The organism is Polyangium mundeleinium (assembly GCF_028369105.1).
GTDB classification, from domain to species: Bacteria; Myxococcota_A; Polyangia; order Polyangiales; family Polyangiaceae; genus Polyangium; species Polyangium mundeleinium.
In genome coordinates this window covers 2,433,924-2,451,024 of the sequence record NZ_JAQNDO010000001.1, presented here as the reverse complement: position 1 = coordinate 2,451,024, position 17,101 = coordinate 2,433,924, and the positions used below count along the sequence as shown (strand labels likewise).

Here is a 17,101-nt window from a genome sequence, read left to right as displayed (position 1 = left end):
AATCACACAAACCGTTCAGGATCTTCCGGACAGGCGGATCTAGATCAGTATGTTCGCCCAAGTAAATTGAAATGTGACCGTCCGTGACGTTGTCATCCTGCTCGGACCTCGGTGGGTCCGGACGGGCGGGTGAATCTGTTTTATTTCCATGGACTTCCGTGTCGTGATGTTTGTCCACGGAGTTTGCCCATGAAGCCCATGACGCAAATTTTTCCGATGCCACCGGGGTCGTTTTGTCGCTGGAGGGCTCGTTTGAATGCATTTTTTCGTACAGTTACACGGAATATGAAGAAACCTTAAGGACGAGCCGGCACGGTGACGCACGGCAAGTTGTACGCACGAGCACAAACACTGGCGCGAGTGAGGAGCGGCCGTCGGGGCGTGCGTTCAGCGCCGCAGCGTCCGCACGAACGCCGGCGCCCGTCGTGCCTTCGTGGCCTGCTCGAATGCGAAAGCCATTCCGAGGAGCTCTCCCTCGGCATACGCGCGGCCCATGAATACGAAGCCGAGCGGGAGGCCGTGGCTTTCGCCCATCGGCACCGTGATGCTCGGCGTGCCGGCGACCGCCGCGACCCCATGACTCGCGCGCACGAAATGATCCCCGAGGACGTGGTCCGTGAGCCACGCCGGGGCCATGCTCGGCGCGACGACGGCGTCGAGCCTTTCACCGTCGAGGACCGCGAGCAGGCCCTCTTTCCCAGCGAGGCGCCGCGCGGTCTCGCGCGCGTCGAGATACGCCGCATCCGTGAGCGGCCCGAGCGCCTGCGCCTTCTCGAAGAGCTCCTGGCCGAAGAACGGCATCACGGCGTCGGCGTGCGCGTTGTTCCACGCAATCAGGGCCTCCAGCGACGCGTGCGGCGCGCCGCTCTGGCGGAGGTACGTATTCAGGCCGTCCTTGAATTCGTACAACATGATCGTGAACTCGGGTTCGTTCCAGCGGTCGTACGTGTCCATCTCGACGTCGACCAGCTCCGCGCCCTGCGCCCGCAACGTCGCCATCGACGCCTCCGCGGCCGCATCGACATCCGGATGGTATCCCATGGCCTGCCGGAGCACGCCGAACCGTTTGCCGCGGAGCGCGCCCGGCTTCAAAAAAAGCGTGTAATCGCTCGGGAGCGTGCCTTCCTTCGGCGCGGCCGGATCGGCCGGATCAACGGCGGCGAGGGCGCCGAGCAAGATCGCCGCGTCGGTGACGGTGCGGGCCATCGGCCCTGCGGTGTCCTGCGAGATCGAGATCGGAATGATGCCGCTGCGGCTGACCAACCCTACCGTGGGCTTGAGCCCCACGAGGGCATGGACGGCCGAAGGGCAAAGGATGCTGCCGTCGGTCTCGGTGCCAACCCCGATCGCGCCGAGGCTCGCGGCAATGGCCGCGCCGGTTCCCGAGCTCGATCCACACGGATTGCGATCGAGCACGTACGGATTTTTCGTCTGGCCCCCGCGTGAGCTCCACCCGGAGGTCGCGCGGGTCGACCGGAAATTCGCCCACTCGCTGAGGTTGGTTTTTCCGAGGATCACGGCGCCCGCCGCGCGAAGGCGCGCGACGAGGAAAGCGTCCTCTTGGGGCCGATGGTCGGCGAGCGCGAGCGACCCGGCCGAATTCACCATCCCGGCGACGTCGATATTGTCCTTGATGAGCACGGGAATGCCGTGCAGCGGTCCGCGCAGCTTCCCGGCCCTGCGCTCCGCATCGAGCGCCGCGGCGTCCGAGAGCGCGCGCGGGTTCAGCTCGATGATCGCGTCGAGCCGAGGGCCGGCGTCGTCGATGCGCGCGATTCGATCGAGGTACGCCTGGGTGAGCTCCCGCGCGGTAAGCGTGCCCTTGGCCATGCGATCACGCGCGTCCGCGGCGCTGAGCTCGACGATGTCGAGGGAGGTCGTGGCGTTCGCGTGGGCGATTCTCGATACGTCGGCGGCCCCGGCGCCGCCTTTCGCCGTCCCTCCGGCGCATGCTCCCACCAGTGACGCGCCGAGCAGCGTCGCGCCCACCATCCATTGCGAGTTTTTCATGACCACACGCCGTCGAGAGGCTGCCACAACGAGGCTCGAGAAGACAAGGCGGTTACTCGGATCCCTCCTGCGAGAGCAGCCGCTCCGCCTCCTTCAACGCCGCGCCCCGCTCCCGCGCGAGCAGCGGATTCTCGCGGAGCGCCGCTTCCAAGGACGCCTTGGCCTCCCGTGCCGCTTGCGTCCTTGCCTTTGCGCCTCGCGCGGCGGCGCGGGCGCGCAGGAGGTGGAGGGCGCCCTTCGACGCGAGCGCCGTGGCCAGGGTCGGATGGATGGCGAGCGCCTTGTTCGCCATCACGAGCCCCATCGCCAGTTCGTTTTCTGCGTTTTTCTTCCGTTCGAGGAGCCAGCCGGCGCGCAGCTCGTACACCTCGGCCAGCGCCTCGTAGACCTGCGGATTGGCGCGCTCCTTCGCGAGGATGGGCACGAGCGGCGCGAAGGCCGCGTCGAACATCGCGGAATCGGCCTTTCCATTCGCGAGGGCCCAGCGCAGCGCAAGGGTCTCCGTGCGCGTCTGCTCGACGCGGTAGTCCACGTCCCAGGGCGACGCCTCCGAGCTCTTGCGGAAAAACCCGCGCGCCACCGCGATCGCCTTTGTCGGGTCCTTTTCCTGTCGCAACAGGTAAAGCGCCTGTGTCATGGAGAGGAGCCCGTGGAGCTCGTCGTTCGCGGAGGCCGGCGCAAGCTGCTCCTTTTCATGGAGAAACGCCTCGGCACGCTCCAGGGAGGCGCTCGGATCTTGGCCGGCGTCGCAGGCGTGTAGGGCATCGAGCCAAAGCGCCCAGGCCGACATGTGCGCCGCGTCCAGCGTATTGTGCTCCTTGACGGCGCGGCGGACTCGAGCGCGCTCGTCACGGAAGCGGTCGGCGAGCGCCCGCTTTCCACGAAATACTGTGCCTCTCGGATCTGAGCAGCCGCCTTGTAGATGGCCGGGTACGTGAAGCTCGGGTTCTGTGTGATGGCCTGATCGCAGCGTTTCACCCCGCGCGCGACCGAAGTCGTGGGATCGAGACCTCGCCAGATCTCGCTCCTGGCGCGCTCCGCGGACAGCGCACAAACTTCGTTGTAGGGCCATAAGAAGCCCGGATCGAGCCGCATGGCCTCCTCGTGCGCCGCGACGGCGCGGTCGATCGAGGTACGCGCATCGAGCCCTCGGTTCATGAGGTGCATGACCTCCATCCGGTACGCGGCACCGACGAGGTAATGCGCCATCGCGTCGTTCCCCGCAGTGCGCGCAGCCTCCTCGGCTCGATCGATCGCTTTCCGGATGCCGCTCTCGGGGTCGTTCAGCTCCGGTCCATTCACGGCATGCCAGGCGTACGCGTGATAGACGAACGCCAGCTTGACGCGCGCCGAGCTGCGTTGGGCGTCTGCCGCGAGCGCCTTTTCGCAGCCCGCCCTGGCTTTCTCGAAGCTCGGCCGCAAGAGCTCGGGCCGCGTGTCCGACGCAAGCACGACGTGGGTCCAGAGGTCGCATTCGGCCTCGTGCACCGCCGGATCACTCCGCGCGATGGCGGCGGCCTCCGCATAGGCCGCCGCCGCCGGCTCGAACGAGCGCATCATCTTGTCGTAATCGAATGCGGCATCCCTCCCGAAACGTTTGCCCTCGGCGAAATGGGCATCTCCTTCGAGCTTCTTGGCCTCGTGGAGCCAGGGCGATTGCGCGAACGCCTCGCGCGCCTTCGTGAGCGCGACGTCGTTTTGCCCCTCGTGGAGCGCGATGAGCCCCTCCACGTACGCTGGCGACGAGAGCCGCGTCCCGAGCGCCGCGCGCAGGTGCGCGAGGGCGGGCGCCTTGTATTCGGCGTCGATCGCCGCGAGCCTCGCCTTCTTGCGCGCCTCGTCCTGGATTCGCTTCGTCTCTTCGAAAGCCTTCCGGTAGAGCTCCACGAGCGCGAGTCCCATCGCATACCGGAGCTCCGGCGACGTGTACCCGGCGGCCTCGGCGCGGCGCAGATGGGAGAGCGCCTCCTCGGGCTCCTGAAGCGCGAGAAAACCCCGCCCGATCGCGTAATGCCCCGGCCCCTCCCCCGCCCGCCCGAGAGTCGCCATGCGCGCCTCGATATCCCGCAACTGCTGCCGCACGATGCTCCGCTCCCGCTCGATATCGTGCAGCGGGAGGCTGTACGCGCGTGACAGGAAAAGCTCCATCTCTTTCACGTCCTCGCCGAGCTCGCGCGCGAGGGCTGTCTGCTCGGCCAGGGCTTGCCGCTGCCGGATCCAGAAGACGCCGAACACCAAGATCACCGCGAGCAGCGCCGTCCCGAGCGCGACGCGCACCTTGTGCCGCCTCGCGGCCTTGAAAAGGACGTACCCGAGCGACGCCCGGCGCGCCAGCACGGGCTTGCCGTCGAGGAACCGCTGCAAATCCTCGCCGAGGGCCAGCGCCGACTCGTATCGCCGCCCCTGCTCCTTTTCGAGGCACTTCATGACGATGGCCTGGAGGTCCTCCGGGACGTCCGGGCGAATCTTCCCGAGCGGCGGGGGATCCTCGGTCAGGAGCTGCTGCATGACCGCGAGCGCATGGGGGCCATCAAAAGGAGGCCGCCCCGCGAGCAGGTCATAAAGCGTCGCGCCCAGCCCATACACGTCGGTTCGCCGATCGAGCGTCTCGGCATCTCCGCTCGCTTGCTCGGGCGCCATGTACGCGGGTGTCCCGGCGAGCGAGGCCGTCATCTGGATCGACTTCCCCATTTCGCGGGCAATGCCGAAATCCATGATGTAGGGCTTGTAGGCCCCGTCCTCGCCCTGCTCGACCATGATGTTGGCGGGCTTCACGTCGCGATGGATGATGCCCAGCCGGTGCGCCTCGTGGAGCGCCATCGATACCTGCTGGACCGCGCGTACCTTCTGCTCGCGGGTCATCCGTTCGGCCGCGTAATCGAGCGGCTCCCCCGCGATGTATTGCATCACGATATAGGGACGGTCGCCGTCCGTCCCCACCTCGTGGACCTTGCACGCGTGCGCGTGCTCGATCTGGGCCTGCGCGCGCGCCTCGCGCAGGAGCGTCCGGTTCGTCTCCGGGTCCGCCTGGTGGAGAAATTTGACGGCGACGTCGCGGCCGAGGTGCCGATCCTTGGCGCGGTACACGGCACCCATCCCCCCGGAGCCGAGGAAATGGAACTCTCCGAAACGCGTGAGGAGCCCCAGCGGAATGCTCGACGGCCCCGGCGGCGTGCTCGAAGGCGTGGCGTCCCGCTGTGGGGTCTCCGGCAACGTAACGGGAGTCACAGAACGCACACGGACACCATGACCTATCGGGAAGGGGACTCGCCATGGGACCAAGGTCCCATGGTGTAACGGTTGCAAGAAGCCTACCGTAACGTTCGGTTACGGCTGAGAGCCAGGCCACAGACGCTCGCAGAATCGTCAGTACTGACGGATGGAGGCGCTGACCAGGGCACTCAGCGCCGAGCGCAGAGAGAAGGAGATCATGTTGTCATTTCGCTTGCTCACGGCTTTTTTTCTTGGAGCCGCGCTCACCCTCACCGGCTGCGCCACCGCGGTGGATCCGGGTGATTTCGAGGAGGCCCCGGCACTCGAGGCACAGGGCGGCCCCACCAAGGGCGCAGGGGGACTCAACGGCCTGCTCCCCGCCGACTACCACGCCAACGTCACCGCGCTCGTGACTGCGTTGGGGGGAGCCGCTGCGGATCCACAGAACCCATCGGCAGTCAACCCCGCGATCGTGGCGACGGGGCTGCTCGCCACCGAAGGCGGGCGCGAGGTCTTCTCGTACGCCGCGCGATGCACGCTCCCGGTGGGGACGCAGCTCACGAGCGGGGACCGCGTCTACACGGGCGGCGGGATCCTCAGCACGACCGGCTCATGGCCGAGCGCGGGCCTCACGACGTCGCAGAAGGAGGATGCGCTCACGTGCATGGTGACGCACCTGAACCCGTTCGGCGCCCATGTGCCGTTTTTCCTCTCGGGGCCCAGCATCGCCGGGACGGAGAGCGGGGACGCGCAAGGGTTCACCATCGAGGAGGCGATCTGGCAGGTGAAGCTCCAGGGCGCGAGCGAGACCCCCGTCTACTACGCCTGGCCTCGCGTGGACCTGCTCAACACCTGCGGGCTCCTGACGTCGGTATCTTGGATCACGCGCATCTGCGGTACGGCTCTCAACACTTGTGGTGTGCAGGTTCGTTACGATCGTGCCACCGCTTGCACGGGTTCGGATGGAATCTTCACCTGCAACGGCAAACCGGCCGTTCAGACCTCACTCGAGGAGAGCGACCTCTGCATCCTGCATCTCAACGTCCTTGGCATTCGCCTGCTGTAGCTTCGTTCGAGGCTGATGCCTCCTCGCCTCGGCGCCCGAGGACAGCAACCCTCACAGTCGCTCCAGAGATCGAACGTGGCTTCACGATGACGCCGCGCTCCATGTATCCTCCGGCCGCGTGAGCCGCCTCGCACTTCCCGCGCTCCTCGCCGTCCTCGTTGCGGCGTCCCCTCGCCCTTCCTTCGCCGCCGACGCGACCACGCTCGGCGCCCCCACGATCCGCGTCTTCGGCGTCGACCAGGGCCTGCCCCATAGCGTCGTCAACGCCATCACCTTGGACCGCGGCGGCCACATGTGGATCGGCACGCAGGCCGGCGCGGCTTATCACGACGGCCAGCGCATCACGCCCTTTCCCATCCCGACGGGAGGTTCGCCGAGCTGGGTCCAGGCGATCGCCGAGGCGCAGGACGGCGCCATCTGATTCGGCATGGTCGACGGCGCCGTCTTTCGGTTCGCCAACGGGGCTTTCCAGCGGTTCGGGGCCGCCGAGGGCCTCACGAGTGCGCGTCCGATCCGTTCCATCCTCGGATCACGCCGTGGGCCCGCGCTCTGGGTGGGCACGACTGATGGGCTTTATCAATTCGAGGGCGGGCATTTCCACCGTCTCGAGCTGGGACCTGGCTTCGAGCCCCCGGACGTCTTCACCCTTCGCGAAGGGACCTTGCCGTCCGGCGAGCCGACGCTCTGGGTCGGCACAGAAGGAATCTTTCATTGCGAGGATAAGCGCTGCGCACCCTTCCAGGCGGATGGCGCGGTGGAGGACGTGAAAGGCGTCTTTTCGATCTTGCAGACCACCGATGGGAACGGCAGGAGCGAGTTATGGGCGGGCGCGCGTTCCGGCGTCCTCCGATGCACGGACGGCCGGTGGGAGCGTGTCGCGGGGGAATCCTCGCCCGCGCCTCGTTTTGTGATCCGCGCGCTCGCCGAGACGGTGGATGGTGCGGGAGAACGTACGATCTGGGCCGGCACCTACGGCGGCGGACTCGCCCGCTTGTCGAAGGGGGAATGGGCGACGCTCACGACGACGAACTCCAATTTGCTCGACAACTTCGTCCTCGCGGTCGCGACGACCGGCCGTACGCTCTGGATCGGCGCAGGCGGGCTCGCGCAGCTCCGGCACGACGGGTGGGTGGCCTTCACGCCGCGCAACTCGTCGCTCTCCGGCACGATCGCGGGGCCCGCCGAGGTGCGAGACGCAGGAGGCGGGAGCGAAATCTGGTTTGGCGCGGACAACAAGCTCCTGCGGCTCTCGGAGCAGGGGATGGCGGCGCGGCCGTCTTCGATCCGGCGCGCGAAATCGAGGACGTCACGCCGAAGCCGCTCGTCCTCTCCGCGGTCCGCGCGGCGGGCGGGGCCCTCTTGCCGGACACCGCGCTCCCCTGGAATCAGAACACCCTCGCCTTCGATGTCTCGCTCCTCTCCTTTTTTCGCGTGCCCGACACACGATACCGCATGCAGCTCCTGGGGTTCGACCCTTCGCCAAGCGACTGGAGCGTGGACACGAAGGCGCGGTACACGAACCTCTCCGCGGGGACGTACACCTTCCAGGCCTGGGGCCGCGATTACGCCGGCAACGTCGCAGGGCCCGTGTCGATCGCGTTCCAGGTCAAACCAGCGCCCCGGCGGACGTGGTGGGCCTACCTCGGGTATGCCCTGACCGCCTCGGCGCTCGTGTACGGAGGCGTGCGGGTGCGGCTCCGGGCGCTCGCGCGGCGCAACGTGGAGCTCGAACAGCAGGTGGAGGAGCGGACCGCCGAGCTGAAAGCGGCCAAAGAAGCCGCTGACACGGCGAACCGCGCGAAATCGAGCTTCCTCGCCAGCATGAGCCACGAGCTGCGCACGCCGCTCAATGGCATCCTCGGGTATGCGCAGCTCCTCGCCCGGGCCCCGCGGCTCTCGCGGGAGGAGCTCGCGGCGGGGCTCGGCGTCGTGCAGCGCTCGGGGGAGCACCTGCTCGGGCTCATCGACGATGTCCTCGATCTCGCCCGGATCGAGGCCGGCAAGATGGAGCTCGTCCCGGCCGAGGTCCACCTCCCGGCATTGCTGCAAAGCGTCGCCGATCTTTGCCGGGTGCGCGCGGAGTCGAAGGGGCTCGTGTTTCATTACGTGCCAGCCGAGGGCGGGCCCGGGGATCCCGCCCGACGATCTCGCGCGGATCTTCGATCCATTCGAGCAGGCCGGCGACCGGGGGACACGCGCCGAGGGTGCCGGGCTCGGGCTCTCGATCAGCCGGAAGATCGTCGAGCAAATGGGCGGCCGGATCGACGTGGCGAGCACGCTCGGCGAGGGCAGCACGTTCACGGTGGCGCTCCGCCTTCCCGTCGCCCGGGAGAAAACGTCGGCCAGCGAGCCGGGCCCCGCCGAGGTGATCACCGGCTACGAGGGCGCGCGGCGGAGGGTGCTCGTCGACGACAACGAAGGCAATCGTGCATTCTTGCGAGACGCCCTCGGCCCGCTCGGGTTCGAGGTCGCCCTGGCCGAGGACGGCGCGCAGGCCCTCGCGAGGATCGAGGCGCAGCGGCCCGATCTCGTGATCCTGGACCTCGCCTTGCCCGACCTCCCCGGCGACGAAATCGCGCGCCGCCTGCGCCGCCTCCCCGCGCTCGCCGGGTTGCCCCTCGTCGCCTCCTCCGCGAGCGTGGACGAAGCGCAACAGCAGCGCGCCAAGGACGCCGGCTGCGACGCGTTCCTCCCCAAACCCGTGCGCCTCTCCGCGCTCTTCGACGTGCTCGCGCGCCGCCTCGCCCTCACCTGGATCCACGCCGCCCCCGCGACGACCGAAGCCGAGGACGAACCCGCGCCCCGCATCGAGCCGACGGCGGAGGTCCTCGCGCGCCTGCTCGACCTCGCCGAGCGGGGGCGGATTCCGGAGCTCTTGCAGGAGCTCCAGGGGATCCAAGCCGAGGACGAACGGCTCGCCGCATGGGCGGGCGAGGTGCGGGCGCTGGCCGAGGCATTCCGTCTCCACGAGCTCTGCGCCGCGCTCGCGCCCCGCGTGTAGGACTTTGGTCCCATGTCGCGCCGAGCAGCGGCCTGGTACACCCAGCGCATGCGTGAGGACCTCCCGATTCCCGCGGAGCGGCGCGCTCGGACGAGCCTCAGGTGTCTTGCACGCGATCCACGAGACGCACGAGTTCGGCCACCGATTCCGCGCCGAGCTTTTCCATGACCCGGCCCCGATGCACCTTGATCGTCTTCTCGGCCGCGCCGAGCTCCACCGCGATCTGCTTGTTCAGAAGGCCCCGCGCGACGAGCAGACACACCTCATGCTCGCGCGGGGTGAGCGCCGCGAACCGAGCGCGAAGGGCCGCCTTCTCCGAGCGCACCGCGCGCGCCTCCGCGTCCCGCGCGAGCGCCCGCTCCACCGCCGCGAGCAGATCGGTATCGTCGCAAGGTTTGGAGAGAAAATCGACCGCGCCGCCCTTCATGGCGCGCACCGAGCTCGGCACGTCGCCGTGCCCGGTCAGGAACACCAGGGGCAGCTCGAAGCCCCGCCGCGCGAGCTCCTCCTGCAGGTCGAGCCCGCCGATCTCGGGCATGCGCAGGTCCACGACCACGCACCCCGGCCGACCCGAAGGCGCGTGGTCGAGAAACCCGCGCGGGGAAGCGTGCGCCTCGACCGCATACCCCGCCGAGCGCAGGAGCCGCTCCAGGCTGCGCAGCACGGAGGGATCATCATCCACGACGAATACGGTGCGCTCCGTTTGTGCCATCGCTTCCTGGTCCTGAGACAATGACGTTACGCTGCTGGCATTCCTCCCCCATATCTCCGACCCTGTCAACGATGCGCGCGTCCCTCGTCTTGCTCGTCGACGACGACCCCCAAAGCCTGAAGCTCCTCTCCGACGCGCTCGCGGGCCAGCCCTTCGCCCTCGCGGTGGCGCTCGACGGGGCGATGGCGCTCCGGCAAATCCAGCGCGAGGAGCCCGATCTCGTGCTGCTCGACGCAATCATGCCCGGCATGGACGGCTTCGAGGTCTGCCGGCGCCTCCAGGCCGATCCGGCGACACGCGACATCCCGATCATCTTCATGACGTCGCTCGCGGACACGGCGAGCCGGGTGCGTGGGCTCGAGCTCGGCGCGGTCGACTACGTGACCAAGCCGTTCGTGCGCGCCGAGCTCGCGGCCCGCGTGCGCGCGCAGATCGCCGTGCGCGCCGGGGCGCGGGCGCTCGCGGAGAAAAACGCCGAGCTCGAACGGGCCGCCGCAGAGCTCGCCCGCGCGAAGGATACCCTCGAAGCCGAGGTCGTGCGCCGGACCGACGAGCTCATGGCCACGAACCAGCGCCTCACGCACCTGAACCGCGTGGCGGCGATGAGCGAGCTCGCGGCCTCGATCGCGCACGAATTGAACCAGCCGCTCGCCGCGATCCTGAGCAACGCGCAGGCGGCGCGGCGCCTGCTCCAGAAGTCACCGCCGGATCTGATTGAAGCGCTCTCGGCGCTCTCCGACATCGTGGACGACGATAGGCGCGCGGCGACGATCATCCAGCGTATGCGGGCGATGCTGAAGAAGGGGACGCCGCGCGCGGATGGGCACAACCTGAACGAGCTCGCGAGCGAGGTGGCGCGGCTCGTGGGGAATGACGCGCTCCTCCGGGGCGTGGCGCTGCGGCTCGACCTCGCGCCGCGGCTGCCCGAGGTGCGCGGCGACGGCATTCAGCTCCAGCAGGTCGTGCTCAATCTGGTGGTCAATGCGCTCGACGCGGTCGCGGATCGCCCAGCCGGCGCGCGCCTCGTGGTCCTGCGGACGCGCGTCAATGGCAAGGACAAGGTGGTGCTGTCGGTGGAGGATTCGGGCAAGGGAATCGCGCCGGGCGAGATGGAGCGGGTCTTCGAGGCGTTTTTCACGACGAAGGCCGAGGGGCTCGGCGTGGGGCTCTCGATCAGCCGGTCCATCGTGGAATCCCACGGGGGGAGGTTGTGGGCCGAGAACAACCCCGGCGAAGGCACGACGTTCTTTTGTGCGCTGCCGACGGGGGAGGAGAAGGGCGGGTAGCGGCTGTTGGAGCTACCCCTCGTCCACCCGGATCGGCGCCTCCGCTTCCGCTTCCGCTGCCGCTTCCGCCTCCGCTTCCGCTTCCGCTTGTCGGACGCGGATTCAATGGCGCTCTCGTCCGGGGGGGTCGAGCATGCCCGCGTGCTCGGGTGGCGCAAGGCCAAGCCGTCCTCGCCGTCCTCGCGCTTCGCGCTCCGGGCGGCTCCGGGCGGTGCGAGGCTTTGCCTCGCAGCCTCGCACCACCCTCCGCGCGCGGGCGTGGGACAAGGGTCCCCGGTCGGGGAAGGAGGAAGCAATGGCTCTCAGGATCTACAGCGTGACGATCGAAATGCTGCGGCGGCTGCGGCCGGTCATCGAGAAGGTCGGCGGGAGGGATGCGAATCTCGCGGATCAGCTACGGCGCGCCGCCACCAGCGTGCCGCTGAACTTGCACGAAGGCGCATATTCGCAAGGGCGGAACGAACGGGCACGATGGCATACGGCGATGGGCTCGGCGGCGGAGGTTCGGGCGTGTCTGGACGTGGCAGAGGCACTCGGGTACGTGGATGCGGTGGATGATGAGCTGCGCGATTCGCTGGACCGGATCATCGCTACCTTGCACCGGCTCGTGCGGCGGTGAGGCGTAAAGCGGGCCGTCCTTCACGGGGCGGCCCGCAGCTTTCGCCGAGCGTCAGAAGGGGGCGTGGAGCGCCAGACGGTTTCGCGCCAGTTGCAGGCAGGCGTAGGCGGTTGTGAGTCGGATTCGAAGCATTCGGGCGATTTCCGGCATCGAGCGGCCCTCGATCTCATACGCAACCAGCACGGCAGCGACCTTGCGACCGAGTTTGCGAAGGGCCCTCGCAAGGAGGTGGGCGGCGTCGATGACCTCGATCACCCGCGGAAAGACCGCAGGCTCCGGGAGCTCTCCCGCGAGCTCTTCCGTCCGATACCGCGCGAGCTTCCGATGATTCGATGCGATGTAGAGCGCCACCATGGAGAGCCACAGTCGCGCCTGTTCGCCGAACGCGACGCTGTCGCGTCGCCTCCAGGCAACAATGAACACCTCTTGCACGAGGTCGTCCGCCTCCCGCTCCGGAACGCCGCGCTTCAGAAGGACGCGTCGAACGAAGTCCCAGGATTCGCGGTAAAACCGCGCGAAGGTCGCCTCCGGGTAAGGAAGGGTTGCTGGTTTCTTGGCGGATTCAGGATAGACGTCTACGTTGCTCACAGCTTGTGAACTCCACTCGGTTTGGTGTTTGCAGGTCAGACGCCGGTCGGTGTTGAAGGCGCCGGCTGGCGTCGCTTGTTTTGTCTCATGAATTGGGGCGCGAATCAACGCCGAAATGTGGGGATTGGTTCGTCGCGGGACATGTCACGATCCGCCGCGAATGGCGCGAGGTGCATCGTTATGGATGCTGCGATCCAGGCCGTTTGGCGGGCCGCCCGGTGAAGGACGGCCCGCCTTGCGGGGGTCACGATGCGCGGCGGTAGACCAGGCGGCCCAGGGTGGCGATGACGTGGTCCATGCGATCGAGCACGCGTGCATCGACCGCACCGATGTAGCGCATGGCCTGGGCGACCTGGACGCAGGCGAGCACCTCCCGAGCGGAACCGAGGGCCGTTTGATAACGCTGCCGTTTATGTCCCGCCGTGTTTCCGGCTCCTTCGGCAATGTTAACCTTTCGCCAAACGGCGATGCCGGTGCTGATCCTGGAGGGAACGGTGAAGTTGCCGGCGCGGAGGACGCCCGCAGGTGCGGCGGAGGCGTGGGCGCAGGCGAAGAACGCCAAGGGGCACCTGTGCGGCTGCGGGTGCGAGGGGAGGATCGTGGTGCAGCCGTGGCATCACTCCATCGGGATCCCGCGGTTCATCCGGTGGCATCAGCCGGATGTGTCTACAGCTTGGGCGGAGGCCGAGAACGCCAAAGGGCGGCACGTGTGCGCGTGCGGTTGCGGGAAGCCGATTCGGGTGCTGCCGCGGCATCATCGGCCCGGCGTAGGGATTCCGCGGTATTTGCGAGGGCACGATCACCGCAATCGTCGTTCGCGGCAGTGACGACCGGGTGGCCCCGAGAGGTTACTCAGTCGCTCATCACGTCCGAGCTGACGGTCGTAGAGCTCGCGGACTTCGCTCCCGGTCGCTACCAGCACATTTCAAGGATGCCATGACCTTGGGCACCGCCATGCGGCCTTGCGGGGCAAGCAGATGCACCGGCAGCGGCGGATGCTCCGCGTCGGCGGGGACGATCGACAGTGAATCGCGGCGCGAACTGGACGGTGCGGGGTTTCGACGAGCCCTTGGCTGGCGTGAAGACCCAGGAATCGAGCCCGAAATGATTTGGTGCTTGGCGAGATCGGCGGGCCTGCGGGCTCCTTGATGCGCGGGTGGGCGGCGAGATAGCGGGGCGAAGCGACGTCGACCGAGTCGAACCGCTGAATCACCGTCGCTGTGCCCGTGAAGGCCTCTTTCACGCTGGACAAGCCAAACGCGCGCTTCGCTCGCCAGCGATAGCTTCGCTGCAATTCCCGGACAAACGCATCCACCGCGAGCGCACATGATTGCCGGTCGTACCCAGCAATCACGCGCAAGCCACCGCGCCAGTCCCTCTGAGGTCCGGCGACCGTCTCCGTTGGTTTGGACGATCGCGAATGGATCATCGACGACCGAAGATGGAAGACGTCGCGTCGTCGTGGTAGGCTCGGGATATGACGTTCGTCTCGCTACGGGGAGCGCGCCTAGGGGAAGCCGACCTTCACTGGGAGCGCATGCGCAACCAGGGCGACCGCGGCGGTGCCACGTGAGTCGAGACGACGCGACGGTCTACGTCGTCGACGACGACGCGCGCGTCCGTGCCGGGCTCTCCACGTTGCTCCGTGCTCTCGGGTACCGCGTCACCCTCTTCGAAGACGCGGACCAGTTTCTCAGGGCCAAGGTGGAGGATCGTGCATCCTGCCTGTTGCTGGACCTGCAACTACCCGGCATCGATGGGCTCGAGCTTCAGCGTCAGCTCCTGGCGCAGGATCGAGCGCTCCCCATCGTCTTCCTCACTGGACGGGGAGACATTCCGAGCTCGGTGCGAGCCATCAAGGCGGGCGCCGACGATTTTCTGACCAAGCCGGTCGTCGCGGACGAGCTCGCGGCCGCGGTCGCGACCGCCATCGAGCGGGACAGGCAAGCACGCGCCAGTCGGCGGGAGCTCTTGGAGTTGCGTGGGCGATACGAAGCGCTCACGCCACGTGAGCGCGAAGTGATGGCGCGTGTCGTCGACGGACTGCTCAACAAGCAGATCGCGGCGGAGTTCGGCACCGCGGAGTTCACAGTCAAGGAGCAACGCGGTCACGTGATGCGCAAGATGAAGGCGGGGTCACTGGCCGAGCTCGTACGCATGTCCGCCCGGCTGGGGCGCTGAATGCCGCTAGGGCGCGGTGCGCGCGACCGCCTCGGCGATCGTGTCGAAGAGCACGGCCGCCACGGGCGGCTTCAGCAGGAAGGCGTGCGCCCCGGCGTCGAGGGCGCGGGTGCGCAGTTCTTCGTTCTGCCGCGCCGTGAGCACGACCGTCGGAATCGTGAGTGGCTTTCCAAGCTGCGCCAAAAGCGCGAGTCCGCCCATTCCGTCCATTTCCAAGTCGAGAATCAGGCATCGAGCCTCGTCTCGCTCCGCACTCGCGAGGAAGGCTTCGGCGCTCCCGAACGTCGCGACGCGGAAGCCGGCGGACCTCAACAGGCTGCTGAGAGACTTCAGGATCCCAAGATCGTCGTCGACGACGGCAATCAGTTCGCGGGCAGACGCGCGCACGTATCCCTCACGTTCGAGCGTGCTAATGCCGGCACGGGCTGTGCGTGCGAGGCCACCACCTGGTACAGGCTAGGCGATCCGTCGCTGCCGCTCCACCCCACCAAGGTAGGGTTGAGGTGCGACTCGCCAGAACGCGCCGGGGGCAGGTCGCCGCTCGGTCGCGCCAGCTCCTGGTGGGCATGGGGGCGTTCGATTCGTGGAGCGGGCGAAGCACGCCGGAATGCGCAGGTCGGGAGTTTCCGCCGTGCGCGGCCCGCGCAGCTCGGGAGTAAGGGGTGGCGACCATGATTCTTGAGCGCATCGCGCTACGTAGTTCGTTCGCGGAGTTTCGGACGCCACCCGAAGCGGAAGTCGCTCGCCTGGCCGAGGAGCTGCTCGAGCGCGCTCTGGACCAAGCGAACGCATTCGGTGGGGCCGTGTACCTCGCAGCGCCCGAGCCACCCGCGATGGCGAAGGAACGCGTCGACGGAGAGCTCCCGCGTGAGCTCCTCGAGCTCGTGTGGAACGGGAGCGAGGCCCTGCGGCTCGCGACGGCAGGCGAGGTCGGTGAGCAGCTCCTGATTCCGCTGCGCCACCAACTCGGGCCGATCGGGGTGTTGCAGGTCGTCTTCGAGCACGGCCGTTCTGTGGGAAACGAAACGCTGGCCGCACTCTTGCCGCTCATCGAGCGATTTGCTGCCGCTCATGAGAGAGCACGCCTCGGCGCCATGCTCGAGCGTGAGCGACGCGCACGGCTCGATGCCGAGACCGTGCTCCGCGAGACCACGAGCATGCTCGTGAAGCATCAGCAGGTCGGGAGGATGGGAGACTTCCGGTACAACACCCGCACGCGGCAGTCGTTCGCTTCGCTCGAGTGCTACAAGCTCTTCGGTCTGGATCCGACGCTCGCGGTGGTCGATTTCGAGGTGTGGGCCGAGAAGATCATCCCCGAAGACCGACAACGCACGGTGGACGAACTCACCACGAGCGTCGCCAACCTGCTGCCCATGAACTTCGAGTATCGGGTCGTTCTCGATGGGCAGATTCGCCGGCTCCAGTGCATGGGTGACGTGGACCGCGATCACCACGGCGACCTCTACTACTACGGCGTGCTCACCGACGTGACGGAACGGCGGGAGACCGAGGCGGCCCTCCGCCGGCAGCAGTCCGAGCTCGAAAACGCGCTTCGTCTCGCGTCGCTCGGGGAGCTCGCGGGTTCCATCATTCACGAAATCAATCAGCCGCTCACCGCGATCGCGGCGAGCGCCGAGGCCAGCCTGCGCTGGCTCGCCCACTCGCCTCCGGAGCTCGACGAGGCGAGGGAGGCCGCGGAAGGCGCAGTCCGGGACGTCCACCGTGTCGTGGCCGTGATGAACGGTCTGAGGTCGCTCGTGAGGGGCAGCGACCTTCAACGGAGCCGCGTTCGAATCAACGACCTGTTGCGCGACGTGCTGGCCATGACGCGCGTGGAGCTCGACCGGGCGCGCATTCGAACGCAGGGGGAGCTGGAGGACGTCCCGGAGGTCGACGGTGACGTCACGCAGCTGCAGCAGGCCATCTTCAATCTCATCCGAAACGCCATCGACGTGCTCGAGCTCGTGGCGGGTCGCGAGCGACGACTCACGCTTCGCAGCGCGGTAGACGGTGACGGAGTGCGGGTTTCGATCGTGGACGTCGGAGATCCGATCTCCCCCGCGCAGCAAGCGAAGCTGTTCGAGCCGTTGTTCACGACGAAGGTGGATGGGCTCGGCTTCGGTCTGACGATCACGCGCAAGATCGTGTTGGCCCACGGAGGCCGCATCTGGGCGGAGCCCATGCAGCCATTCGGCATGGCCGTGCATCTGGTACTGCCTCGCCTCTGAACTCCTTTCTCGCTGCGACGAGTACGACGAGACGCAGACCCTACCAAGAGAGGGTGGAAGAGGCGCGTCTCGGCCTATAGGTTAACAGCACGAATCAGCGTCGTTGCCGACGAGCGAGCCGCGTGTCGCGCGTTCGAATCGTCGCCGGCGTCGCCGTCTGCCGTCAGCAGGGACCGCTCGCGATCCATTCATCGGTC

General features: G+C 67.7%; 15 protein-coding genes and 1 pseudogene. 8 read left to right on the top strand and 8 right to left on the bottom strand.

Annotated features, from left to right (window positions below; translation table 11 throughout):
* Positions 1–387: 387 nt before the first annotated feature.
* The 3 genes from POL67_RS09925 to POL67_RS09915 are packed head-to-tail and all read right to left on the bottom strand — an operon-like array spanning position 388 to position 5,247.
* The gene (locus tag POL67_RS09925; RefSeq protein WP_271916991.1) at positions 388–2,010 is read right to left on the bottom strand and encodes an amidase; all 1,623 of its coding nucleotides are present in this window, start codon (positions 2,008–2,010) and stop codon (positions 388–390) included.
* 52 nt (positions 2,011–2,062) lie between these two features.
* Positions 2,063–2,647 (bottom strand): hypothetical protein, encoded by a 585-nt coding sequence (locus POL67_RS09920; protein ID WP_271916990.1) that lies wholly within the window; start codon positions 2,645–2,647, stop codon positions 2,063–2,065.
* On the bottom strand, positions 2,644–5,247 hold the full coding sequence (locus tag POL67_RS09915) for a serine/threonine-protein kinase (RefSeq protein WP_271916989.1): 2,604 nt from the start codon (positions 5,245–5,247) through the stop codon (positions 2,644–2,646). Before POL67_RS09915 ends, POL67_RS09920 begins: the two co-directional genes overlap by 4 nt.
* Before the next feature lie 193 nt (positions 5,248–5,440).
* On the opposite strand from POL67_RS09915, the gene POL67_RS09910 reads away from it, so the two are divergent.
* Together POL67_RS09910 and POL67_RS09905 are read left to right on the top strand one after the other, a co-directional pair.
* Entirely contained in the window at positions 5,441–6,289 is an 849-nt protein-coding gene (locus POL67_RS09910) for a hypothetical protein (protein ID WP_271916988.1), read from the top strand.
* A 118-nt stretch (positions 6,290–6,407) separates the two neighbouring features.
* On the top strand, positions 6,408–6,710 hold the full coding sequence (locus POL67_RS09905) for a two-component regulator propeller domain-containing protein (protein WP_271916987.1): 303 nt from the start codon (positions 6,408–6,410) through the stop codon (positions 6,708–6,710).
* 548 nt (positions 6,711–7,258) lie between these two features.
* Here the strand turns inward: POL67_RS09905 and POL67_RS09900 are convergent.
* Positions 7,259–7,429, bottom strand: a complete 171-nt coding sequence (locus POL67_RS09900) for a hypothetical protein (protein ID WP_271916986.1) — start codon at positions 7,427–7,429, stop codon at positions 7,259–7,261.
* A gap of 312 nt (positions 7,430–7,741) precedes the next feature.
* On the opposite strand from POL67_RS09900, the pseudogene POL67_RS54170 reads away from it, so the two are divergent.
* A pseudogene (locus POL67_RS54170) lies at positions 7,742–8,230 on the top strand (sensor histidine kinase); the annotation flags it as partial.
* 28 nt (positions 8,231–8,258) lie between these two features.
* The gene (locus tag POL67_RS09895; protein ID WP_271916985.1) at positions 8,259–9,290 is read left to right on the top strand and encodes a response regulator; all 1,032 of its coding nucleotides are present in this window, start codon (positions 8,259–8,261) and stop codon (positions 9,288–9,290) included.
* 97 nt (positions 9,291–9,387) lie between these two features.
* On the opposite strand, the gene POL67_RS09890 is transcribed toward POL67_RS09895, so the two are convergent.
* The gene (locus POL67_RS09890) at positions 9,388–10,002 is read right to left on the bottom strand and encodes a response regulator transcription factor (RefSeq protein ID WP_271916984.1); all 615 of its coding nucleotides are present in this window, start codon (positions 10,000–10,002) and stop codon (positions 9,388–9,390) included.
* A gap of 71 nt (positions 10,003–10,073) precedes the next feature.
* Between POL67_RS09890 and POL67_RS09885 the strand changes: the two genes are divergently transcribed.
* Together POL67_RS09885 and POL67_RS09880 are read left to right on the top strand one after the other, a co-directional pair.
* Positions 10,074–11,288 (top strand): response regulator, encoded by a 1,215-nt coding sequence (locus POL67_RS09885; RefSeq protein WP_271916983.1) that lies wholly within the window; start codon positions 10,074–10,076, stop codon positions 11,286–11,288.
* Positions 11,289–11,583: 295 nt separating this feature from the next.
* Entirely contained in the window at positions 11,584–11,907 is a 324-nt protein-coding gene (locus tag POL67_RS09880; RefSeq protein ID WP_271916982.1) for a four helix bundle protein, read from the top strand.
* Between the two features lie 51 nt (positions 11,908–11,958).
* Here the strand turns inward: POL67_RS09880 and POL67_RS09875 are convergent, their stop codons facing one another.
* The gene (locus POL67_RS09875; RefSeq protein ID WP_271916981.1) at positions 11,959–12,495 is read right to left on the bottom strand and encodes an RNA polymerase sigma factor; all 537 of its coding nucleotides are present in this window, start codon (positions 12,493–12,495) and stop codon (positions 11,959–11,961) included.
* A gap of 244 nt (positions 12,496–12,739) precedes the next feature.
* Positions 12,740–13,057 (bottom strand): four helix bundle protein, encoded by a 318-nt coding sequence (locus POL67_RS09870; RefSeq protein WP_271916980.1) that lies wholly within the window; start codon positions 13,055–13,057, stop codon positions 12,740–12,742.
* 764 nt (positions 13,058–13,821) lie between these two features.
* On the opposite strand from POL67_RS09870, the gene POL67_RS09865 reads away from it, so the two are divergent.
* Positions 13,822–14,676 (top strand): response regulator transcription factor, encoded by an 855-nt coding sequence (locus tag POL67_RS09865; protein WP_271916978.1) that lies wholly within the window; start codon positions 13,822–13,824, stop codon positions 14,674–14,676.
* Between the two features lie 6 nt (positions 14,677–14,682).
* On the opposite strand, the gene POL67_RS09860 is transcribed toward POL67_RS09865, so the two are convergent.
* Positions 14,683–15,063 carry a response regulator transcription factor gene (locus POL67_RS09860; RefSeq protein WP_271916976.1) on the bottom strand — a complete coding sequence of 127 codons (381 nt, stop codon included), beginning with the start codon at positions 15,061–15,063 and terminating at the stop codon, positions 14,683–14,685.
* A 284-nt stretch (positions 15,064–15,347) separates the two neighbouring features.
* On the opposite strand from POL67_RS09860, the gene POL67_RS09855 reads away from it, so the two are divergent.
* Positions 15,348–16,904, top strand: coding sequence for a sensor histidine kinase (locus POL67_RS09855; RefSeq protein ID WP_271916975.1), 1,557 nt, complete (start codon positions 15,348–15,350; stop codon positions 16,902–16,904).
* Positions 16,905–17,101 lie beyond the last annotated feature (197 nt).